The 21,503-nt window shown below is 64.8% G+C and carries 18 protein-coding genes; 7 read left to right on the forward strand and 11 right to left on the reverse strand.

The window, feature by feature from the left end:
- Nucleotides 1-625: 625 nt before the first annotated feature.
- Both BN996_RS16620 and BN996_RS16625 read right to left on the reverse strand, forming a co-directional pair.
- Nucleotides 626-1,675: a rhodanese-like domain-containing protein gene (locus tag BN996_RS16620; protein ID WP_042666566.1), complete on the reverse strand. Its 1,050-nt coding sequence runs from the start codon at nucleotides 1,673-1,675 to the stop codon at nucleotides 626-628.
- 117 nt (nucleotides 1,676-1,792) lie between these two features.
- Entirely contained in the window at nucleotides 1,793-2,023 is a 231-nt protein-coding gene (locus tag BN996_RS16625) for a PadR family transcriptional regulator (protein ID WP_082256491.1), read from the reverse strand.
- 391 nt (nucleotides 2,024-2,414) lie between these two features.
- On the opposite strand from BN996_RS16625, the gene glmM reads away from it, so the two are divergent.
- The 4 genes from glmM to glmU all read left to right on the forward strand — a co-directional run bounded on the left by glmM (nucleotide 2,415) and on the right by glmU (nucleotide 7,218).
- Nucleotides 2,415-3,746, forward strand: a complete 1,332-nt coding sequence (glmM, locus tag BN996_RS16630; RefSeq protein ID WP_089780936.1) for a phosphoglucosamine mutase — start codon at nucleotides 2,415-2,417, stop codon at nucleotides 3,744-3,746.
- Between the two features lie 86 nt (nucleotides 3,747-3,832).
- On the forward strand, nucleotides 3,833-4,822 hold the full coding sequence (locus tag BN996_RS16635; protein ID WP_226908784.1) for a hypothetical protein: 990 nt from the start codon (nucleotides 3,833-3,835) through the stop codon (nucleotides 4,820-4,822).
- Nucleotides 4,823-5,120: 298 nt separating this feature from the next.
- A complete protein-coding gene (locus BN996_RS16640; protein ID WP_226908785.1) occupies nucleotides 5,121-5,936 on the forward strand; it encodes a M14 family metallopeptidase in 816 nt (271 codons plus the stop codon).
- A 100-nt stretch (nucleotides 5,937-6,036) separates the two neighbouring features.
- The gene (gene glmU / locus BN996_RS16645) at nucleotides 6,037-7,218 is read left to right on the forward strand and encodes a bifunctional sugar-1-phosphate nucleotidylyltransferase/acetyltransferase (RefSeq protein ID WP_089780940.1); all 1,182 of its coding nucleotides are present in this window, start codon (nucleotides 6,037-6,039) and stop codon (nucleotides 7,216-7,218) included.
- Between the two features lie 208 nt (nucleotides 7,219-7,426).
- On the opposite strand, the gene BN996_RS16650 is transcribed toward glmU, so the two are convergent.
- Nucleotides 7,427-9,136 carry an asparagine synthase-related protein gene (locus tag BN996_RS16650; RefSeq protein ID WP_042666559.1) on the reverse strand — a complete coding sequence of 570 codons (1,710 nt, stop codon included), beginning with the start codon at nucleotides 9,134-9,136 and terminating at the stop codon, nucleotides 7,427-7,429.
- 24 nt (nucleotides 9,137-9,160) lie between these two features.
- A complete protein-coding gene (gene glmS, locus BN996_RS16655) occupies nucleotides 9,161-10,969 on the reverse strand; it encodes a glutamine--fructose-6-phosphate transaminase (isomerizing) (protein WP_089780942.1) in 1,809 nt (602 codons plus the stop codon).
- A 370-nt stretch (nucleotides 10,970-11,339) separates the two neighbouring features.
- On the opposite strand from glmS, the gene BN996_RS16660 reads away from it, so the two are divergent.
- From BN996_RS16660 to BN996_RS16670, 3 genes are all read left to right on the forward strand, one after another.
- Nucleotides 11,340-12,371 carry a DsbA family protein gene (locus tag BN996_RS16660; protein WP_089780944.1) on the forward strand — a complete coding sequence of 344 codons (1,032 nt, stop codon included), beginning with the start codon at nucleotides 11,340-11,342 and terminating at the stop codon, nucleotides 12,369-12,371.
- A gap of 137 nt (nucleotides 12,372-12,508) precedes the next feature.
- Nucleotides 12,509-12,886, forward strand: coding sequence for a hypothetical protein (locus BN996_RS16665; protein WP_089780946.1), 378 nt, complete (start codon nucleotides 12,509-12,511; stop codon nucleotides 12,884-12,886).
- Nucleotides 12,887-12,910: 24 nt separating this feature from the next.
- Nucleotides 12,911-13,684 carry a methyltransferase domain-containing protein gene (locus BN996_RS16670; RefSeq protein ID WP_089780948.1) on the forward strand — a complete coding sequence of 258 codons (774 nt, stop codon included), beginning with the start codon at nucleotides 12,911-12,913 and terminating at the stop codon, nucleotides 13,682-13,684.
- Nucleotides 13,685-13,759: 75 nt separating this feature from the next.
- Here the strand turns inward: BN996_RS16670 and BN996_RS16675 are convergent, their stop codons facing one another.
- From BN996_RS16675 to BN996_RS20700, 7 genes are all read right to left on the reverse strand, one after another.
- Nucleotides 13,760-15,697: an ArnT family glycosyltransferase gene (locus BN996_RS16675; RefSeq protein WP_226908786.1), complete on the reverse strand. Its 1,938-nt coding sequence runs from the start codon at nucleotides 15,695-15,697 to the stop codon at nucleotides 13,760-13,762.
- A 63-nt stretch (nucleotides 15,698-15,760) separates the two neighbouring features.
- A complete protein-coding gene (locus BN996_RS16680) occupies nucleotides 15,761-16,807 on the reverse strand; it encodes an ATP-grasp domain-containing protein (RefSeq protein ID WP_226908787.1) in 1,047 nt (348 codons plus the stop codon).
- 183 nt (nucleotides 16,808-16,990) lie between these two features.
- On the reverse strand, nucleotides 16,991-18,016 hold the full coding sequence (locus tag BN996_RS16685; protein WP_089780954.1) for a DUF354 domain-containing protein: 1,026 nt from the start codon (nucleotides 18,014-18,016) through the stop codon (nucleotides 16,991-16,993).
- Between the two features lie 10 nt (nucleotides 18,017-18,026).
- On the reverse strand, nucleotides 18,027-19,313 hold the full coding sequence (locus BN996_RS16690) for a nucleotide sugar dehydrogenase (RefSeq protein WP_089780956.1): 1,287 nt from the start codon (nucleotides 19,311-19,313) through the stop codon (nucleotides 18,027-18,029).
- Nucleotides 19,306-20,694 carry a nucleotide sugar dehydrogenase gene (locus BN996_RS16695; RefSeq protein ID WP_089780958.1) on the reverse strand — a complete coding sequence of 463 codons (1,389 nt, stop codon included), beginning with the start codon at nucleotides 20,692-20,694 and terminating at the stop codon, nucleotides 19,306-19,308. Before BN996_RS16695 ends, BN996_RS16690 begins: the two co-directional genes overlap by 8 nt.
- Nucleotides 20,691-21,272, reverse strand: a complete 582-nt coding sequence (locus BN996_RS16700; protein WP_167344162.1) for an acyltransferase — start codon at nucleotides 21,270-21,272, stop codon at nucleotides 20,691-20,693. Before BN996_RS16700 ends, BN996_RS16695 begins: the two co-directional genes overlap by 4 nt.
- The gene (locus tag BN996_RS20700) at nucleotides 21,269-21,397 is read right to left on the reverse strand and encodes a hypothetical protein (RefSeq protein ID WP_264371817.1); all 129 of its coding nucleotides are present in this window, start codon (nucleotides 21,395-21,397) and stop codon (nucleotides 21,269-21,271) included. The genes BN996_RS16700 and BN996_RS20700 overlap by 4 nt, the downstream gene beginning before the upstream one ends.
- Nucleotides 21,398-21,503: the final 106 nt, after the last annotated feature.

Raw genomic sequence — 21,503 nt, forward strand, 5'->3', positions numbered from 1 at the left:
AGCGTCGCATCGTCGTTGTTCACAGCGCCCGGTGACCCGTACACGAAACTGCTCTGTTCGAACGTATTGTTGTGGATGGTGACGATATCAGCACCCTCGGGACCCGGACCACACAGCGGTGGTTCGAGCACTTCGATTCGGTGGCACATAGATACCAACAGGTTCAACTGACCGACTGCGCGCTGTATTCAGCACGGCCTCAGCAAACGATCAGCGGCAGAGGAGTTCAACGAGCTGTTCTCCCTAACAAATGACGGTGTTCCTTCTCCGGTGCTGGCGCATCACTAGACGCCGCGGTTTCGATTGGGTGAACTTGGGAGATGGACGGAGATTGGCAGGCGCTACTGAGAAGTTGATTCTTCCTCACCGATGCTGCAGCTAAGTCACGCATCAAAACCATCCTCCGAAACTGCGGGCCTTCAGCCGCGATATTTGATATAGCGAAATATGATTCATCATTAGAAACCGATGGCTGGCCGATGTTTTACTAAACCTCGTTGTCCAGATGCGACAACGATGCACTAGATAAAGTCAACTAATCAATATCTGTCGCCTACAAGCCGAAACCGAGACGCACAGAATCACCACGGGGCGAGTTCCGCTCTTTCCGCCGGTCGGTCCCCGGTCAGATGCGCCAGTTCAGCGAGTACGAACTGTCGGTCATGGTCTCGTTCGTCTCGGTACCGTTCGTCATGGTCTCGTTCGTTCCGGTGCTGTTCGTCGTCTCGTTCGTGGAACTCGAAGCCGACCTCGTCTGTTCGGCCGGTGTGCCCGTACCGGCCGTGACGGTTCCGCTCGTCAGTTCACTCAGCGGGGCCTGAATTGCATAGCTCGGCGTCTCGACCTGAATCGTGCTCTGCGCGTCGACCTGCACGAACTTCAGTTCGAGCGTGTACGTGCCGTCGGATTCGATTTCGGTCGCTTCGACCTGATCGGTCTGCGGATGGAACGCCCATGCCGTCTCGCCGGCGTCGAGTCGGTTGGTCTCGCCTTCGATGGTCCGAACCGTGTAGTCCCGGTTCGTATCGGACCCCGCAAGCGGGTAGTTGCGGTCGAGCCACGACTGGAAGCCTTCGTCGATGGCGTACACGTTCTCGAAGCCGGTCGAGAGCAGCATCGCCGCTCGGAGCGACGACAGGTGGTGCGGACAGTGGCAGTAGGTCACCACGCGGTCCGCCTCGTTCCAGTCGCTCGTGGGGTCGAGCGCACGCCCGTCCGGTGCAGGGCTGAGAACGGACCCGAAGATGTGAGAGACCTCGTATCCGGTCTCGCTGCGGGCGTCGACGAACCGCGCCTCCCCGCGCGCGTACCAGTAGTACGCGTCTTCGATGGGAACGAGCGGGACCTCGACGGTCACGCCTTGAACCTCTCGGGTGAGCGTGTCGTAAGCGCTCGTGTCGATAGACCGCTCTTCCGGCACGGTGTCGAACTCCGGCGGGTAACCGTCCGAGGGCTTGGAGTCGGTCGGCAAGTCGTCGCCCTCGCGTGGCCCACGCATCTGGTTTTCCGGCGCGGCCGTGGTCGTCTGCGTCGTCTGCGTGGAGGCGGAGGTGGTCGTCCGGGTTGTGGTCGTCGTCTCGTCCGAAGACCCGCTCGAACAGCCCGCGAGTCCGGCAATCGTCGCTGCACCGGTCAACTGAAGGAACCGTCTGCGGCTCGACTGTCGTTCTGTCATCACCAGCCACTACTAATCATCAGATGTTTATTATATACAGAATAAGGGTCGAGCGTCCTCGATATCTCTGGTGAGCAGTTCGGAGGCTGCGAACCTATCGGACCACTAAATCACCGCTCACGCGGTCTGCTTGAGAAACCGTTGCTCCCAGCGGCGGCGTTTTTCGACCGCGTCGCGGCCCTTGTCAGTCAGCGAGTACTCGTTGGTCCGTCCGTTCTTGCTCCCCTTGTTGACGAGGTCTTTGTCGACGAGCTCGTTCAGGTTCGTGTACACGCGACCCGTGAGCAGGTCACGCCCCTGTGTCTCTTCGAGTTCGGTCTTTATCGTCTGCCCAGACGAGTCGCTCATTCCTCGCACAACGAACAGTAAATCGCGTTGAATCGCGGTTAATTCGTGTACGCACATAGGAGATGCCACGAGCGCACCCTATATGAACTTCGGAGATAGTTGTGACCCTAAAGAGACCCTAGAACGGATGAAACGGTCGTTTCTCGGATTACACCCACCACAACGGACGTCGACCGTCCGAATAAACACATCATAAGCCGAAGCCGGTTCGGTCTCCCGAAGCGCGGTATCTCGCGGATTCGGGCGACTGCGCCAGCACGCCGCGACTGCCGACCGCCGGACGCCGCGCGATGACGGCCCTCCTCGGCCGCGGCCAGCCGGGAGCCAACTCGCCGTCGAGCGGTTTCTTACTCATCCCATAGTAAGGAACCCCGCAGCCTACTTGCGGAGTATGTTTGGAACGAGCGGCGTTCGAGGCCCCGTCGGCGAAGGCGTTACGGCGGAACTGACGCTCAGTATCGGCCGTGCCCTCGGTAGCGAGGTCTCCGGGCGCGTCGTCGTCGGCCGCGACGCGCGCGAAAGCGGGACGATGCTCGAACACGCATTCGTCGCCGGACTCATGGAGTGCGGAGCCGACGTAATCCGGCTCGGAACCCAACCGACGCCGTCTATCGCGCGCGCCGTCGAGTGGTTCGACGCCGACGCCGGCGCCGTCATCACCGCGTCGCACAACCCGCCGACCGACAACGGCGTGAAGCTCTGGGCCGCGTCCGGCCGGGCGTTCGATGCGGACCGGCGCGCCGCCATCGAGCGACGCATCGAAAACGAGGACTACCAGTTCGCCGCGTGGGACGGCGTGGGGTCCGAACGACGCCGGTGCGTGGAGGACCGCCACCGCGACGCGCTCACATCGAGCGTCGACCTCGACGACACCTGCTCCGTCGTCGTCGACATCGGAAACGGGACGGGACGGCTCACGGCGGACGCGCTCTCCGACCTCGGGTGTACGGTGTCGACGCTCAACGGCCAGCGCGACGGCCGGTTCCCCGCCCGTCCGAGCGAACCGACCGACGAGACGCTTCGGGGGCTCCAAGCCCACGTCGCCGCGACCGACGCGAGCCTCGGTATCGCCCACGACGGGGACGCGGACCGGATGATGGCCGTCGACGGCGACGGGAACTTCGTCGACGGCGACACGCTTCTCGCCCTGTTCGGGCGCGAGGCCGCGTCCGAGGGCGACCGAATCGCGGTTCCGGTGAACACGAGCCTCGCCGTCGACGACGCGGTTGCGACCGTCGGCGCGGACGCGGTCCGAACGCGCGTTGGAGACGTGTTCGTCGCCGAGAAGTGCGCCGAACCCGGCGTCGTCTTCGGCGGCGAGCCCTCCGGCGCGTGGATTTGGGCCGACGAGACGCCGTGTCCAGACGGCCCGCTCGCGGCGTGTAAGCTCGTGGAGTTCGTCTCGCGGCGCGGCCCGCTGGCAGACCTCGTAGACGGTGTCGACAGCTACCCGCTTCGCCGCGAGAGCGTCGAGACGACCGACAAAACGGGCGTCCTCGACCGCGTCGAGAGCGCTGTCCGCGAGGAGTACGACGACGTCGACATCGACGACCGCGACGGCCTTCGCGTCGAGACCGACGAAGGGTGGTTCCTCATCCGGGCGAGCGGAACGCAACCGCTCGTTCGGGTCACCGCCGAGGCGCGAACCGAAACGGCGACCGACCGACTGTTCGACGAGGCGCTGACCCTCGTCGAGTCCTGCGCCGACACCGTCCCCGCTTGAATCGGGGGGTCGGCCCTTGTAGGGGCTGGGCTCCGCGCAGCCGTTCGAAAAGAAACAACTTTGACAGTTCTGGGAGAAGGAGAGCCGTGCCCTCCCCAACCACGACGCGGCGACGACTCCTCGCGACCGGCGGAACACTGCTCACAGCGGCGCTTGGCGGTTGTTCACAGGCCCTCTCGGATTCGGAGACCGGCTCGCGGCAACTCGTCTTTTCGTTGTTCCCGTTCGATGGCTCGCTTCGAGAGCGGTACGTCGTGGACCTGGCCGAGACGCGACCTCCGTGGGACGAAGACGCGTTTAACACCACACTCAACGGCACGGAGTACACGACGCAGTCTCGTAGGCCGTTCCCCGCTCGGGGAGACGATACCCCGACCTACGCGCGGCGCAACGGGACGTACTACCACCTCGATGCGCTCGTCGTCGGTGAGGAGACTGTCACCCATCCGGTTCTCCGGTTGTTCGAAGTCGGCCGCACTGACAAGCTCGAACACGTCCCGGACCACGTCGCACATTCGTCGCTCCCCGAGGTCGACCAACAGGCGGTACAGGTCGCGTTCTTCGCCGCGCGAGCACGAGGCAACACCGGTGGCGTTCCGAACGGACTGGTCCAACGCGACGGTTACGTTTACCGGGACGACGACGCAGCGGGGGCGAGCGACCTCATCGGCGAACGCGGCGCGTCTCACGTCGAATATCGGGACATTATCTACGAAGTCGAACTCACCCGAGAGACGTTTCACGAAGCGGTCTATCGGGCCGACGTCGACCCCGTCGCCGAGTCTGCGGCCGAAATCGAGACGATTCTGCAGGCGGCGGTCCTCGACGCGCGGGTGACGCGAGAGGAACTCTCGCAGGCGGAGCGCGAGGTTCTCCGGCAAGCGACGGCCGAGCCGTACCGTGAGTCACACCCGTACTCGACCGCCTTCGAATCGCTCCTGAAAAAGCTCGGTCACTGGGTGTATCTCGATGGCAACGTCGAGAAAGACGCTGACGTCGACCCAGACCTCGAACGTCGGTTCCTCCGGTACGATGACCGCTACTTCAGTTACACACTCAGGTTCACCACCGAATGATGCGACCGGAGAGCCCGCTCTCACGGCCGAACACACAGTGAGTGGCGGCGCAGGGCGTTCAGTCAATCCCTCCGAGTAGTGCGCGCTTGAACTTCTGGGGGCGCATTCGCCTCGCGAACTGGTAACATACCGTAACGCGGCGAGGTTCGATACGGTCAGTTTTTGCGATAGTATAAAAAAGCTGAATATGTGAAGGCTGTGACTTTCTCGAATCCGTAACGTTCAGTGAAATGAACATAAATGGATACTCAATTCACCCGCCGTAACTTTCTCACCGCCTCCGGCGGACTCGCGCTACTTGGAACTATCGGGACTGGAAACGCGGCCGCGGCGTTCTCGCCGGGCGTCGTCGGGACCGCACCGTATCTCCGCGACAGACTCTACCCGACGATGGGCACCGACGAGGAGAACCCCACCCTCGTCGTCTACGTCAACTTCCTGTCGGACTCCTCGCAGTACTTCGTCCAGCACAACCTCGAAGACGTCGTCCGCGAGTACGTCCGGCAAGCCCGGCCCGACCGCGTTCGTCGTCGGCGGCGTCCACGGCGAGGAACCGCAGGGCTACCACGCCGCCGACCAACTCAGACACCTTCGCCCGACCGGCGGCAAACTCGTCGTCGTCCCCTACGCGAACGTGCCCGCAATCAGCATCGGCGCGCGGTACACCGAAGACGGCGACCTGAACCGCCAGTTCCCTACGGGGGCGAACCCCACGTCCCGGCTCGCGCGGGCGCTCTGGGACGAACTCCAGTCGCACGACCCCGACGTGGTCGTCGACCTCCACAGCTCCAGCGGCATCTACAAGTACGACGGGAAAGTCGGGCAGGCCGTCTTCCCGACCCGCGCGACCCCGATGAACGCGGTGAACGCCTGCGACTACGTCAACGAGCAGTACATCGACCTCTCGGAGTACCCGTCGCACTACGACTTCGACTGCGGCAACTCCCTCGACGGGTCTCGGCCGCTCTTTATCCACAAGGCGTACGGCGACCTGCACCTCCCCGGCTACCTCGTCGAGACGACCCGTAAGGGGACGACCCTCGAAGACGCCGTGACATGGGAAGTCGCCGTCGCCCGCGACCTGCTGTGGCAACACGGCGTCTATCACGGGTGAGCACTACGCCGCACCTAATCGCGTTGAACTCGCCGAAAAACGCCGACAACGACCCCTTATCTCGCGTATAATAAGGCCCGTCGTTCGACTACGGCGGGGTATGCAAGCTATCCTACTCGCGGCCGGGCGAGGCACACGCATGCGACCGCTGTCGAACGAAGTTCCCAAACCGATGCTGACCGTGGCCGGACAGCCGATCGTCGGTCACACCGCGGAGGCGGCGGTGGAGGCCGGTGCCGACGAACTCGTCATGGTCGTCGGCTACGGCCAAGAGACGGTGCGCGAGCACTTCGGCTCGTCGTACCGCGGCGTCCCGGTCTCCTACGTCGAACAGGACGAACAGCAGGGGACCGCGGACGCGGTCCGCGCCGCCGAAGAATACATCGACGGCGCGTTCGCCGTCCTCTACGGCGACAACCTCTACGACCCCGACGGCATCGACAGCCTGTTCGACGCGGCCCCGAGCATCGCGTCGATTCGCGTTCCGAACCCCGGCAACTACGGCGTGTTGAACGTCGCAGACGGCGCGGTGGCGGAAATCGTCGAGAAGCCCGATGCCCCCCGAAACGACCTCGTCAACGCCGGTGCGTACGTGTTCCCCGCGGAGGCCCGCGACATGTTGGACGTGCCGCTGAGCGAGCGCGGCGAGCGCGAACTCACCGACGTCCTCGACCGAGTCATCGACGAGTTCAACGTCTCGCCGGTGACGCTCGACCGCTGGATGGACGTGGGCCGGCCGTGGGAACTCCTCGAAGCGAACGAGTGGAAACTCAAGACGTTCGACCGCCGCATCGACGGCGACGTGAGCGACGACGCCACGGTGCAGGGCGACGTGGTCGTCGAAGCGGGCGCGACCGTCAGAGACGGCTCCGTCGTCGAGGGGCCCGCCTACGTCTCGAAGGGAGCGACGGTCGGGCCGAACGCGTACGTCCGCGGTTGCACGTTCGTCGGCCCCGGCGTTCACGTCGGCCACGCCGTCGAGATCAAAAACAGCGTGCTCCTCGCGGAGACGAACGTCGGCCACCTGTCGTACGTCGGCGACAGCGTCGTCGGCCGCCGCGTCAACTTCGGCGCGGGGACGAACGTCGCCAACCTCCGGCACGACGACGAAGACGTCTCCGTGACGGTCAAGGGCGACCGCGTCTCGACCGGCCGCCGAAAGTTCGGCGTGGTCGTCGGCGACGACGTGAAGACCGGGATCAACACGGCGCTCAACGCCGGTGTGACGCTCTCTGAAGGCGCTCAGACGGCTCCCGGAGAGACCGTGACGACCGACCGATAACGCGGCGACAGCGACGAGGCGACCTCCTTTTCGCACCTGTTGCGGCGTCTCGGTACAGTCCGAATCTCCCCGCACCGTCGCACGCTCTTGTCAGTCGTCGTCGGTGTCGAGGTGAGTCAGTACCGACAGCAGTCCGTGGCGGCGGAGAACGAGCGAGACGACATCGCGAGCACGAGCCGTCGGTCAGTCGGGGAGAAGAAGCGGAGACTCAGGAGTCGGTCAGCATCCGAACCGGCGGACACAACACGTCGTTGGGGGTGAGGATGCTGTCGTCGTCCGCGGCGTTCATCCACGTCGTGATGTCGTTGATTCGCAGCTTGACTCTGACCGGAAGCTCGTGGATGCTCGGGTAGCCGGGGAAGAGCTTGCGGTCGAGTTCGTTCCGGTCGTACTGCGCCTCCATGTCGGGCCACGGCGAACTGAACGGGGAGACGCCCGGCACTTTCCGCCGGAGGAACTTCTCGATTTGGTTCTTCCGGAACGAGTCGTGCGGTCTGTCCGGCGGGCGGTGGCGGAAGATGTCGGGGTTGAGTTTCCGCATCGCCGCCATCATCGTGTTCGTGTTGCGCTTTTCCGGCGGCGTCTTCAGGTGCCAGTCGATGAGTTCGGCGTCGGCGGCGACGAACGACTCGATGTAGTTGTCGGACAGCTCGAAGTGGAACGGGACCGACGGCTGGTTTTGGATGCCGATGAGTTCGATACTGTCGTAGACGTTGTCGTAGCGGTCCGACCACTTGTCGAGCTGCTCGTCGACGACGTCGTCGATGAACTCCATGCTCGTGTCGAACTCGTCGTAACACTCGGGGAAGACGTGATCGCACGCCGGGTGGTAGCCGAACTTCGACGACAGCACCTCGGCGGGGTCCGGGTCGGGGTCCAGCCCCTGCAACGGGAACCGATTACCGAACACGTCGACGACGTTCTGGGGGAGGAAGTGTCCGCGGAGGAACGTGTCGAAGAGCAGTCCGTGAAAGACGGTGTCGACGTCCATCTTTTCGTCACAGCCCGCGTGGTGGATGTGGACGGATTCGCGCGTTCCGAGGGAGTACTCGATGACGTCCTCGTCGACGTTGATGTAGTCGTCGTCGGGGACGAGGGTTTCGTGGTCAGCGCCGTACTGGTGGGCGATGTCTCGGGCGACTTCGACCTCCGGGTGGTCGGGCTCACCGAGCGTGTAACAGACGTCGATATCCGGATGCTGGGCCACGATCGCCCGCGAGTCGTAGCCGCCGCTCAAGAGGACCCCCTGCCTGCCCGGGAAGTTCGTCCGGCGGGCTATCGCCCGTTCGAGGCGCGCCGCGAGTTCGTCGACGTAGTCGAACTCGTCGGGGTCGGCGGGGTCGTAGACGAACCGAGAGAGCGACCCCGACTCGTCGGCGGTGAAGTAGCCGTCGAACGGGATGCAACTGAGTCGGCTGTACACCGTCCGGTCGTCGACGACGACGCCCATGTGGATGTATTCGAGGAGACCGCGGGTGTCGACTTCCAGATCGCGGGCCGCCGAGAGGACGCGTTGCGGGTTCGTACCGAACACCCGCCCGTCGGGCGTGTCGGTGTAGAAGCACTGCCACGTTCGGGCGGGGTCCGAGGCGACGATCGCGTCGCCGTCGAGTTCGACGAACACGAGGAACGACCCGTTGAGTTCGCCGAACGCGTCGGGCCCGACCTCGGCGTACCGCTCGAAGGCGTGCTCGGCCGCCGGGGCCGAAACGTCATCGGGCGAAAACGCCTCGCCCCAGACGATACAGCTCCCTCGTTCGTCTCGATACGTCGACGAGCGTCCCGGAAAGCCGAGCGCGGGGTCGCGGATGGCGACGGTTGCGCGCTCACCGTCGGCGACCCAGTCGAAGCTCGAACGAGACGCGAGCTCGTCGAAGGCTCCGTCGTCGTCGAGGACGCCAAACAGTTCTTTGTTCATTGTGGGTGGCTGGTTTCCGTGGGATTACTCGACCGTGACACTCTTGGCGAGGTTTCGAGGCTTGTCTATCTCGCGGTCCAACTCGGTCGCACAGTAGTACGAGAGGAGCTGTAACTGGACGTTCGCGAGGAGATTCGTACAGACGGGGTGCCTGTCGGGGACGTAGAGGTGCTCGTCCGCGGCGTCCATTATCTGGTGGTCCGACGGGCAGATGGCGACGATGGGCGCACCGCGGGTCTTCGCCTCCTTAGCGTTTGTCACCGTCTTGTCGCTGCCGTCGGTACAGACCGCGAAGACGGGAGTTCGGTCGGTGACGAGCGCCAGCGGGCCGTGTTTGAGTTCGCCGGAGGCGAACCCCTCAGCGTGCTCGTAGGTGATCTCCTTGAACTTGAGCGCGCCCTCCTTGGCAACCGAACAGCCGAGTCCGCGGCCGATGAAGAAGTACGCGTTCATGTCGAGGTACTCGCGGGCGAGTCGCTTGGCGTCGCTCGTCTGGAGCACCCGTTCGACGGCGTCGGGGAGGTCGGCCATGTCGGAGACGAGTCGGTCGAGGTTGTCCGCGGGGACGCCGGAATCGACGATATCCGAGAGGTGCTGGCTGAGGAGCGTGAGGACCGCGGCCTGCGACGAGAACGTCTTCGTGGCCGCGACGCCGATTTCGGGGCCGGCGCGGATGTAGACCGGTTCGTCCGCCTCGCGGGCGGCGGTCGACTGCACGACGTTCGTCACCGCGAGCGTCTCGACGCCCTCCTCGTTGACCTGTCGGAGCGCGCTGAGCGTGTCCGCCGTCTCGCCGCTCTGAGTGACCGCGATGAACAGCGTGTTGTCAGTCAGCGACCCCGTGGTCAGGTCGTACTCGCTCGCGCGAATCGCGCGCGCCGGAACGTCACAGCGGTTCAGGAGGCTCGCACCGAACAGCGCGGCGTGGTACGAGGTGCCGCATCCGACGAGTTGGACGGAGTCGACCTCCGAGAGGTCGGTCTCGATGTCGAGTTCGATTTCGCCCGACGCCGGGTCGAGACGCCCTTCGAGCGTCTTCTGGAGCGAGGTCGGCTGCGTGTGAATCTCCTTGAGCATGAAGTGGTCGAACTGCCCCTTGCCGGTCTCGTCGGGGTTCCAGTCGACCGTCTCGACTTCGCGCCGCACCGTCACGTCGTCCTCGTCGGTGATGTCGACGCCGTCGGCGCGGACCTCGACCGTGTCGCCGTCTTCGAGGTAGACGACGTTCTTCGTGTGGTCGAGGAACGCGGGCACGTCGCTCGCGAGGAAGTAGCTGTCCTCGTCGACGCCGAGGACGAGCGGCGACCCCTGTCGCGCGGCGTAGATGGAGTCGTTGCCGTCGATGACGACCGCGATGGCGTAGCTCCCTTCGAGCGTGTCGACCGCGTGCTGGAACGCCGCAAGCGGCTCGTTTCCGCGGTCGAGGTAGTAGCTGACGAGGTTCGGAATGACCTCGGTGTCGGTGTCGCTCGTGAACTCGTAGCCCTTCTCTTCGAGGGTGTCCTTGAGCGCCGCGTAGTTCTCGATGATGCCGTTGTGGACCGCGGCGACCTGGTTCGTCCGGTTCGTGTGCGGGTGCGCGTTCTCGTCGGTCGGCGGCCCGTGGGTGCTCCATCGCGTGTGTCCGATACCGAGCGTCGCGCTCGACTCGACCCCGTCGATGGTCTCTTTGAGGTCCGAAACCTGACCCGAGCACTTCCACACGTCCAGTCCCGAGCCGTTTTTCACCGCGATACCGGCGGAGTCGTAGCCGCGGTACTCCAGTTTTTCGAGCCCGGTGACGAGCGGGCTGATGGCCCGCCGTTCACCGACGTGAGCGATGATTCCGCACATGTTAGCGGTCCTCCGCGTGTCGGAAAACACGCGCCGTGCCGGTCGTCGTTGGCTGCGGACGGTTCAGAGCGGACGAGGTGGCGGCGTTCGGCTCCACCCGGTGTTGTTTGCTGTGTGTCATGGGTTGCGAGGTCGACAGCGAGTTGAGCTGCCCCTGGAACCATGATACGAAGAAGCGGCCATTACTATAGACGCGCTAAGGGACGGCTCCGATTTCGAAACCGACACAAACGCACCGTTGTCGTTCGGTTTTTCCGAAACGATGCGTTGACGGGCGAACGGCGGATTAGGCACCGAACAGTCCGCGGGACGGGCGGTGGCACGCTTTACACGGCCGATAATAATGCCGGTCACGTCCCGGGTGTACTGTATGGTTGACCGAGAGACAGACAGGCGAAGCATTCTCAAACTATCCGGCGTCGCGGCCATCGCCTCGCTGAGCGGTTGTGCGAGTTTCGCTCGGCAGGCGAACACCGGCGGGGAAACCACGACGGCGAGCCAATCGGGGGGACAGACGACCACGGCGCGGCCCGAGACGCAGACGGCGGAGGGCAACGAAACCGACGCGGACTCGTCCGACGAGATGAGTCCCTTGACGGTCTCCGACCCGTCGTTCGACCTTCCGACCGAGTCCCTCCCGTCGTTGCAGACCGACAACCGGTACCCGACTGTCGGGACGGCCGACACGACGGTGACGGTGTACGGGAACTGGAAGTGTCCGTACACCCAGGAGTTCGTCCAACAGCAGTTCGGCACGCTCATCGAAGACTACGTCGCGACCGGTGACCTCTCCGTCGAGTTCCGGAACGTGGCGTACATGGACGGCGAACCGTACCTCGGGCCGGACGCACCGCGCGCGAGCGAGGCCGGACTCGCCGTCTGGAACATCGACCCCGAGTCGTTCTGGACGTACTTCGCGTACGTCTTCGCCAACCAGCCGCAGGAGCGCTACGACTGGGCGACCACCGACAACCTCGTCCGAATCGCCGAGGAGGCGGACGTGAACGGCATCGACCAGATTCAGCGGGCGATTCGGTCGCGCGCGTACGCCCAGAGCGTCCAACTGTCCGCCGACAGCGCGGCCGAACTCGACATCACGACCGTGCCCCGAGTCGTCTCCGACGACGAGGTGACCGCGCCGACGGTCGACTTCGAAGCCACGAGAGAACAGCTGGAACGGGCCGCCGGCGGTTCGACGTTCGGTGAAACGACGACCGAGAGCGACGATTCGTTCGGCGGGAACTCGACGGAAAACGACACGTCGTTCGGAGAATCCACGACCGAAAGCGACACCGCCTTCGGGTCGTCGTCCGGCGGAAACGAGAGTGGCACGGCGAACAACAGTTCGACGACGTTCGGAAGCGACGAGACGACAGAATCGGACAGCGACGACGCGTTCTAGTTCTCCGCGACGCTGTCTGAGTGGTACTCTTCAGTTGTGGGCCGTCTGCACCGGCCGACTGCGGTGAGAGGTGCTGCTCACACCGCCACACGAGTCATTCGTCCAACATTTATTGTCCGTGCGACAATAGCATCGCTGTGGCCGAGTTCAAACACGTCTCAATCGGTGTTCTCGTCGGTATACTCGCAGGCGGCAGTTACTACGCGGACGGTCAGTGGGACCCGCAACTGATGTTCTGCCTTATCCTCACGTGGGGAGTCGCCGGTTGGCTACTGGTGCGAAATCGCCGTGCGCTCAGTAATATGCCAGCCCTCCACCAGATTCTGTTTGTCGGGTTGGTGTCTTTCGTACCCCTGTACAGCATTCACCCCGAACTACCGCTGGGAAGCCTTCGGACCGTTCTCGTACTCCACGCGACGGGGCTCATCGCTGCCGGCATCGGATTCGGCGCCGAGATAGGCGCGTCGTCTCGCAGAGAACAGCGTACGACGGCGACCAGCCCACTCGACGAGTAGGCATCACGGCCCGTCACGGAACCCATGACTAACCTCAACTACGACGAAGCGGCGGTCGCTCGTGAAGAGGCAAACTACCAGACGGGGACTGCTCGGGCACGTCGGGCGTTTGTCCACGAGCAGTTGAACCTGAAGTCCGGAGAATCGGTCCTCTCTATCGGCTGCGGCCCCGGGTTCGAACCGTCGGAACTTGCATCACAGACGAACGCATCCCGCGTTCTCGGAGTCGACTCCAACCCGACGATGCTCGCTGTTTCCCGGGATCGGTGTCCAGACGCTGTCTCACTCCTGCGCGGTGACGCGACGTCCATTCCGGTCGCAGACGGGTCCGTCGAGACGGCCGTGTCGGTACAGGTCTACGAGTACATCGACGATATCGATGCCGCCCTCTCCGAACTCCATCGCGTTCTCGATTCCGATGGGAGAGCGGTGATTTATGCAACCGACTGGGAATCGCTCGTCTGGCGCGTCCGGAACAGCGCGCGTTCGAACCGTGTCCTCTCCGCGTGGAACGAACACTGCTCACACCCACACTTGGGGTCGACCCTCGAACCGAAACTCCGAGCCGCCTCGTTCGACGTGACGGATATCGTTCCCTATACGCTCCTGCTTACGGAACTCGGACAGGATTCGTTTGCATACTATCTGCTGGCGTCTATCCGAGAGTTTGTCACACCTCGGCTCGGAGCGGAAGTCGCGCGTCAGTGGGCCGAAGACGTCCGAACTCGTGACCGGAGGAGTGAGTCGTTTTTCTCTCTCACGCAGTTCTGTTATCTCGTCGAGCCGGTGGACGAGTGACGCAACAGACGGGTCGGTCCGTAAGTCGCCTGCATCGACCACACAACGCAAAAAACAACGACCGCGGCAGAGCGGTCAGTTAGCGCCCGGGAGCGAACAGATGGTGACTTCGCCGTTCGCGTAGACGTAGTTGGTCGTCGGCGGACAGACCTCGGTCTTCGACGGGTCGAGGTTCGTGGCCGTGTCCTGTTCGTTCGGGAAGTACGAGGCGCTCTGTGACTGGTACTCCCGGTAGGCCGTTATCCCCTGTGGCACCGGTCTGCCGTCTTCCACCGGTAAGGGCTCGGCCGGATACGCGTCCGTTCGCTCCCACACCGTCCCGTACGGCAGGTCGGTGTAGAGTTCACCGCCCTGTTGGGACGAGCGGGCCGAGCCGTACGTGTCGATGGCGGCGAGTTCCTGTTCGGTGTACGAGAGCCGCTCGTGTTGGTTCGGGAACACCGGGCTGTCCATCGCGCCGTCGTTCGACATTATCATCACGTTCGGGTAGACGAGCACGAACAAAAGCAGGATGACGCCGACCACCTTGAAGGTGGTCCGGTTGGCGAGGTGTCGGAACCCGAGGACGCCGATGATGGCGAGGAGGGCGTAGAGGTACGCGAACCAGCGACCGGGGACGAAGCTCTCGATGCCGACGAGCGGCAGTCCGAGCACGACGAACAGCATCGCCACGATAGCGCCGACGAACGTGTACGTCGTCTGCGTCGCCCGCGAGCGGTTGAGCACGGTGAGACAGCCGATGAGACCCGCGAAGACGAGCAGGAGGAACCCGGCTTCGGTGACGTACGTCGAGAGTTGCGAGAGGAACGTCTGTCCGGCCGAACCGGCCGCACCGGACGCGCCGGCCGACCCGCCGCTTCCACCCACGCCTTGGAGGAAGCCGGCGTTGAACAGGTTCACGATGAGGTAGTTGATGACCGTTTCGAGGAAGGTGTCGCCCTGGTACGGCGTCAGCGACCAGGTGAACACGATGAGCCCGAGGTTGAACCCGACGAGCCCCGCGAGGTTCACGGGGTTGGACCCGCCGCTGGAAAACGAAAGCGGGTCCGGGTCCTCGGTGAAGAAGTCGAACCGGAGCAGCACCTGCGCGGCGAACCCCGCGAAGAGGACCACCAACATGATGAACGACGACACTTGGTGGGTGAGGATGACGGCGGTGCTGAACAGGACGAGGAGGCCGAAGTCGCGCCACCGCTCGCTCGCGTGCGTGATCCGCACGAGGCAGTACAGACACGCGAGGAAAAACAGCAGCCCGAGGCTCGTCGGGATGAGGTGGATGCCCCAGCGGATGACCTGGTCGCCCATCGCGTACAGCGCGCCGGCAGTGAGCGCCCAGCGAAGCGGCACGAGGAGTCGAGCCGTCCCGTAGACCAAAAGCGGCACGAGCGGCATCACGACGCCGACCGAGAGGTACAGCGCGTTCCGAAGCGACAGGCCGAGGAGGTGCGTCGACGCCGCCGTGAGGAGGTGGAAAAGCGGCGACGCGTAGTACTTGACCTCGCTGATTGCCGACAGCGAATCGGCCTGCAGGATCATCTGGACGAACGTCGTGTGCGACCAGATGTCGATGCCGATGTACCCCGGCGCAGTGTAGAGCGCGGCGAACCGAACGACAAACGAGTACACGATAATCTCCGCGAGGAAGACGCTCGGACGCAGTTCGCTGTCCGGCGCGAGCAGTATCTGCCCGAGCAGTAGCGTGCCGACGACGCCGCCGAGGTCCATGAAGAGGACGCTCCGTTCGCCCTGAATGACCGCGAGCACGACCATCCCCGCGAGGCCGAGGAAGACGCCGGCCGAGATGAGCCGAACGAGCGACGGCGCGAGCGTCGGGAGCCCCTCCGTGGTTCCCCTCCCGCGGGCGGCCGCGAGATAGAGGAGGCAACCGACGCCGAGGATAATCGGGAGCGTCACGATGAAGATCTGCGACGAGAGGAATCGCAGCGGGAACAACGCGAGCGCGAGCACGACTCCGAGACCCGCTGCGAGCACGTCGAGTTCGGCTCGTCGCAATCGGCCGTATATTGATGAGAGCATCGTTATGTATGGTGAGAGTTGAGTTTCGAACTGGGTCCGTCAGATCGTGGTCGGGTCTTTATCGGGGCCGTAAAACACGTCTTGCCAGTCGCGGGTCACGTGCGTTCCCCACTCGATGTCAAGTTCGGGGAGCTCCTGTCCCATCGCGTACTGCACGCTGAGCGCGGGGATGTTGGCACCCGCACCGACCGAAGCGGTGACGGACGGGGAGAGTCGCGGATGGATATCGACGAGTTTCGGCCTGCCGGCGGCGGTGTATTTGAACCGGAACGTGACGTTGTACTCCAACCCGAAGACCGAACAGAGCTCGCGGGTGTCTTGCAGGAGTTCCGGGTTCTCTTCGACGGTTCCGACGAACGAGGCGTCGTCGCAGGCCTCGTTGTGAGACCGGGAGACGAGAATCGGCGTCTCGTCGTCGCGGACGAGCGCGTCCACGGTGTACTCCTCGCCGGGTAGGAACTCCATCACGACGAGTTCGGGGAACTGGACCGTCTCTTGGAGGACGGGCAGCACGTCGCCCAACGTCGTGACGGTGCTGTTCGGTTTCTGGTTCAACAGCGCGTTGAACCGGTCCATGTCCGGGTCGAGGACGCGAAAGCAGCGCATGTCGGTGCTCACGGGGGGTTTGAAACAGACGCGGCGGTTGGGGTAGCCGAGCGCGTGCACCGCGTCGAGGAACTCGTCGTACGTGGAGACGCGGTAGAACTCGGGTGCCACCGGGTGGGCCTGCTTGACGAGTTCGTCGTACAGTCGCCCTTTGTCTCTGGCAACCGACAGCGCCTGCGGCGAGAGGGCCATCACTTCGATACCCTCGCTCTCGAAGACGGGCTTCGCTTCGGAGAGGGGGCCGACCTCCGCCGCGTTGAGTGGGAGGATTACGTCGGCGTCTTCGCGGCGAGCGACCGCCAGCAGGTCGGAGACGAACGCGTCGGTGTCGGCAGCGGGAACCGTCTCCGCCGTGTCGACGAGGGTGAAGCCGTAGGCGTCCGGGTCCGTGTCGACGCCGACGATGTGCGCGTCGAACGCGTCGGCCCGGCGAATCGCCTTGATGATACCCGAAGCGCCGACGGCACCGGCGCCGGTCACCAGCACGGTCACATCACCGTCTCGGCTTGACGGTCGGACTGTATCCAGCAGTGTCATCGAGACGAGACAGACACCAAGGGCCCCTTATTATATAGCAGATAAAAGGCGTGAAGCGCCGAAAATCGACGTGTCGCTCGGAGTCGACTCGGCCGGCGAACGGGCGTGAAACGCGCGTTCGAAAAACTATTTCTCGGTCGCCAGCACCCGCTCGACGATGACGTCCGTCGCGTCGACGTTCTCTTCGAGAAGTCGCCGTCGGCGCGCCTCCCAATCGGCGTCGGTCGACCGGAGGATGTCGACCGCCTGATTCGCGGCGCGTTCGTTCCGCCGCTCGCCGTGGTAGCCGAACAGCAGGTCGAAGGAGGCGAGGTCGCGCATGAGTCCGGGATTCGCGCTGTGGACGTAGACGGTCGGCGTCCCGAGCACGGCGCTTTCCGAGGCCATCGTCCCGCTCTCGCCGACGAAGAGGTCGGCGTACGCGAGCACGTGGTGGATGAGATGCGGGTCGATGGTGATGGCGTAGTCCGCCAACGCGGGCGGAAGGGAATCGCCCTCCGCGGAGATGAGGACGGTCGCGCCCGCGTCTTCGAGGCGACTGACGAGGCCGGTGAGTCCGTCGAGACCCTCGTCGCCGACGTCGTGTGCCGCGCCCCAACTGACCAGACGGACGACCGCGTACGTGTCGTCGGCGTCGACCGGGAGGCCGTCGAGCGCCGCCGGGTCGGGGTCGAACCGGTCGGGATGGAGGTACGCCAGTTCGTGGTAACTCGGGTATCGGTAGTGGTTCGACCCGGCGTCGTCGCGGTAGCATTTCGGCGTCGCCACCTCGTCGGCGAAGGGGAACGTCAGCGCGTTCGAGAGCGTCGCGTGCTCCGTGTCGGTGAAGACGACGCAGTCGGCACCGACGAGCTTCGCGACGTGTGCGGCCTCGAACCCCCCGATGGAGGCGACGACGTCCGGGTCGATGTCCCTCGCGGCGCGGAAGAGCCGATACTCGATGCCGAGCGTCGACAGCGCGACGCCGACCAGCGAGTCGCCGCGGGAGCCAACCACCTCGTAGTCGATTTCGTACTCGTCGAGGAGGTCCAAGGCGACGTCCTTGTCGAGGGCGCGGACGTACACCTCGTGGCCGCGAGCCTCGAACTCGTCGATGGCGTGTTTGAAGAAGTGGACGTGCGCGGGGTGCTGAATCGTGATGAGGATGTCCATCGTCGGTGTCTCAGAGCTGCGCGTAGTGGAAGCCGCGCTCGTCGGCCTCGTCGGCGTCGAACACGTCGGCCACGTCTATCATGACCGGGTCGGACCCGAGTTCGGCGGCCATCTCGCCGAGGTCGTAGCCGGTGAACTCCTCGTGGCCGGTCGCCACGACGACGCCGTCGTAGGCGTCGAAGTCGACCGACTCGACCACGTCGATGCCGAAGACCTCCCGCGACTCGTCGGGGTCGGCGTGGGGGTCGTAGCCCACGCAGTCGACGTGGAACTCGTCGAGTTTCTCTATCATCGTGCTCACGTCCGAGCTCCGGATGTCGCCGACGCCCGGCTTGTAGGCGAGTCCGAGGACGAGCAGCCGCGTGTCCTGGAGGACGCGGCCCGACTCGTTGATGGTCTTGACCGCCTTGCGGGCGGCGTGAACCGGGACGTACTCGTTGATTTCGCGCGCCTGCAACACGAGCTTCGGCGAGAAGCCCTCGCGCTTGGAGCGGTAGGTGAGGTAGAACGGGTCGACGGGGATGCAGTGGCCGCCGACGAAGCCCGGGGAGTAGCCGTCGTGGAAGTTCCACTTCGTCCCCGCGGCTTCGAGGACGTCCTTGGTCGTGAGTCCCATGTGGTCGCACGCGATGGCCAGTTCGTTGACGAGCGCGATGTTCATGTCGCGCTGGACGTTCTCGATGACCTTCGACGCCTCCGCCGTCTCGATGTCGGGCGCGCGGTGGATACCGGCGTCGACGATGCTCCCGTAGAGGTCGGCGAGGCGCTCGCGGACGTCCTCGGAGTTGGCTCCGACCACTTTGACCACGTCCTTGACGCTCCGCCCGGTGTCGCCGGGCGACGCGCGCTCGGGCGAGTAGCCGACGAACACGTCTTCGCCGACGGTGAAACCGGACTCGGCTTCGAGCGCGGGCACGAGGACGGACTCGGTCGCGCCGGGGTAGACGGTGGATTCGAGGACGACGGTCGTCCCCGGCGAGACGTGCCGGCCGATGGTCTCGGCCGCCGACTCGACGAACCGGAGGTCGGGGTTCTCCATGCTGTCGACCGGCGTGGGGACCGTCACGACGACGAAGTCCGCGTCCGAGATGTGCGTCGCGTCCGTCGTGAACAGCACGTCGGAGGCGGCGACGCCCTCGTCGGTCACGTCTCCGGTCGGGTCCGTCCCCGCCGAGAGCGTCGAGACCTTGTCGGGGTCGACGTCGTAGCCGATGACCGACTTCCCGGCGCGGTCGAACTCGATGGCCAACGGCAGGCCGACGTAGCCGAGGCCGACGACGCAGACGGTGTCAGTCATGGAGTCCGATTCCCTCGTAATCGACGCGTTCGTCGTCTCGATACTCCGTCGCGGCCTGTCGACCGTCGACGAAGACGACCGGGCGGTCGCCGTCAGAGAAGGCGGGCACGTCGAGATGTTCGAACGACTCGTGGGCCGTCACGAGCACGATGGCGTCCGGGGACAGGTCGTCGTTCGTGACGCCGCGGATGATAGTCGCACCCGCGGCCTCGAAGACGTCGGTGTCGTCGAGGATGGGGTCGGTGGCGACCACGTCGGCACCGGCGGCGTCGAGGTGTTCGATGACGGGGAGCGCCGGCGTCTTTCGAATCTCCTTGACGCCCGCTCGGTACGTGAGGCCGAGGACGAGAACGGTCGCGTCTTCGGGGGCGACGCCCCGTGCGTCCAGTCGGTCGAGCGCCGTCTGCGCGGTGACGTGCGGCATCTCGTCGTTGACGGCGCGAGCGGTCTCCATGAGCGGCGACGCCGTCTCGAACTCGTTGATGAGGAACTGCGGGTAGTACGGGATACAGTGGCCGCCGACGCCCGCGCCGGGCGTGTGTATTTCGCAGAACGGTTGGGTGTTGGCCACGTCGATTGCCTCGGTCACGTCGACTTCGAACTCGTCGGCGTGGGTCGCCAGTTCGTTGGCGAGCGCGATGTTCACGTCGCGGTAGACGCCCTCGAACACCTTGACCGCCTCCGCGGTCGTCGTGTCCGAGACGGTGATGACCTCGTTCGACGATATCTGGTCGTAGATGAGCGACGCGGCGCGGGCGCTCTCGTCGTCGGCCCCGCCGACGACCTTCGGGTAGGCCCCGCGGATGTCCTTCAGGGCCCGTCCCGAGGAGGTCCGCTCCGGGCAGAACGCGAGCCCGAACTCGCCGAGCGAGAGGCCGCTTTCGGATTCGAGAAGCGGGAGGAGCGCGTCTCGGCAGGAGCGCGGCGGGAGCGTCGACTCGAAGACGACGAGGTCGCCCTCGTCGAGACCCCGCCCGATGTCGCCCGCGACGGCCTCGATGACCGAGAGGTCCGGGCGACCCCCGTCGTCGACGAGCGTCGGGACGATGACCACGTGCACGCTCGCCTCGGCCGCGACTTCCCGCGGTTCCGTGTTCGCGACGAGCGCGCCGTCCTCGACGAGTCGTTCGACCAGTTCGTCGAGCCCGGGTTCGCCGACGATGTGGTTCCGCCCGGCGTTTATCTCGCGGACGACCTCGGTGTCGATGTCCGCGCCGGTGACGTTTCCGGTGGTCTCGGCGTAGACGGACGCGAGGGGTAGTCCCATCTTGCCGAGACCGTAGACGCCGACGGGCACGTCGCCGGAGGTGAACGCGTCTCTCTGTTCGTCTTCGGGACGGTCGGAGCCGTAGATGGTCGTGACTGAAGATTGTGTGCTCATATCGAGTTCGCTCCCTGTAGCTTCGCCGGGAGTGGGCGGTGTTCGGCGGGCGTTCCGACCGCGAGCGTCTCTGCGGGGACGTCCTCGGTGACGGTCGCGCCGGCGGCGACGAACGCGTTCTCGCCGACGGTCACGTCGGGGAGGATAGTCGCGTTCCCGCCGACCGAGACCCCGTCTTCGAGCGTCGGGCCGGTCATCTCGACGTCCTGCCGGACGGGGTACGGGTCGTTGGTGAGCACCGCGCCCGGTCCGACGAACACGTCGTCGCCGATGTGCGTGTGGGTCGGAACGTAGACGCGGGTCTGGAGGCTCACGTTGGACCCGATGGTGGAGGTGCCGTCGATGACGGTGTTGGTCCCGACGACGACGTTGTCGCCGATTCGGGTGTCCTCTCGGACGAGCGCGTCGTGGCCGGTGACGAAGCCGTCGCCGATAGTCACGTCGCTGTAGACGATGGTCCCCGAGCGGATTCGGGCGTCGTCGCCGACGATCGTCTGCCGGGAGTCCTCGCCGGCGGAGTACCCGAGGGTGACGTCGTCGTCTATCTCGCAGTTGGTGCCCGTGACGTACAAGTTCATGCCTGTGCCGAATCGCCAGACGTCTCGTCCTCTTCGGGGAGCGACCCGCCGCTTCCCGACCGGAGGGTGGTTACGAGCACGAACAGTGCGACGAGCGCCGCGAGGAGTTTGGTTTTGGTGCGCATTGTTGGTCACGCCGCGGGCCGTCGTGGCCCGCGATTCGAAACGGAGGTCACGCGAAGCGGCCATTATTATCGGGACGGTAAGCCCGTAGACGGCCGCAGACGGGCG

This window comes from Haloferax massiliensis (assembly GCF_001368915.1).
Lineage (GTDB): Archaea > Halobacteriota > Halobacteria > Halobacteriales > Haloferacaceae > Haloferax > Haloferax massiliensis.

What these genes read in the sequence shown, in the direction of transcription:
- BN996_RS16620 (WP_042666566.1), bottom strand. Translation starts at nt 1,675, where the DNA reads ATGACAGAACGACAGTCGAGCCGCAGACGGTTCCTTCAGTTGACCGGT.
- BN996_RS16625 (WP_082256491.1), bottom strand. Translation starts at nt 2,023, where the DNA reads ATGAGCGACTCGTCTGGGCAGACGATAAAGACCGAACTCGAAGAGACA.
- glmM (WP_089780936.1), top strand. Translation starts at nt 2,415, where the DNA reads ATGTTTGGAACGAGCGGCGTTCGAGGCCCCGTCGGCGAAGGCGTTACG.
- glmU (WP_089780940.1), top strand. Translation starts at nt 6,037, where the DNA reads ATGCAAGCTATCCTACTCGCGGCCGGGCGAGGCACACGCATGCGACCG.
- BN996_RS16650 (WP_042666559.1), bottom strand. Translation starts at nt 9,136, where the DNA reads ATGAACAAAGAACTGTTTGGCGTCCTCGACGACGACGGAGCCTTCGAC.
- glmS (WP_089780942.1), bottom strand. Translation starts at nt 10,969, where the DNA reads ATGTGCGGAATCATCGCTCACGTCGGTGAACGGCGGGCCATCAGCCCG.
- BN996_RS16660 (WP_089780944.1), top strand. Translation starts at nt 11,340, where the DNA reads ATGGTTGACCGAGAGACAGACAGGCGAAGCATTCTCAAACTATCCGGC.
- BN996_RS16670 (WP_089780948.1), top strand. Translation starts at nt 12,911, where the DNA reads ATGACTAACCTCAACTACGACGAAGCGGCGGTCGCTCGTGAAGAGGCA.
- BN996_RS16685 (WP_089780954.1), bottom strand. Translation starts at nt 18,016, where the DNA reads ATGGACATCCTCATCACGATTCAGCACCCCGCGCACGTCCACTTCTTC.
- BN996_RS16690 (WP_089780956.1), bottom strand. Translation starts at nt 19,313, where the DNA reads ATGACTGACACCGTCTGCGTCGTCGGCCTCGGCTACGTCGGCCTGCCG.
- BN996_RS16695 (WP_089780958.1), bottom strand. Translation starts at nt 20,694, where the DNA reads ATGAGCACACAATCTTCAGTCACGACCATCTACGGCTCCGACCGTCCC.
- BN996_RS16700 (WP_167344162.1), bottom strand. Translation starts at nt 21,272, where the DNA reads ATGAACTTGTACGTCACGGGCACCAACTGCGAGATAGACGACGACGTC.
- BN996_RS20700 (WP_264371817.1), bottom strand. Translation starts at nt 21,397, where the DNA reads ATGCGCACCAAAACCAAACTCCTCGCGGCGCTCGTCGCACTGTTCGTG.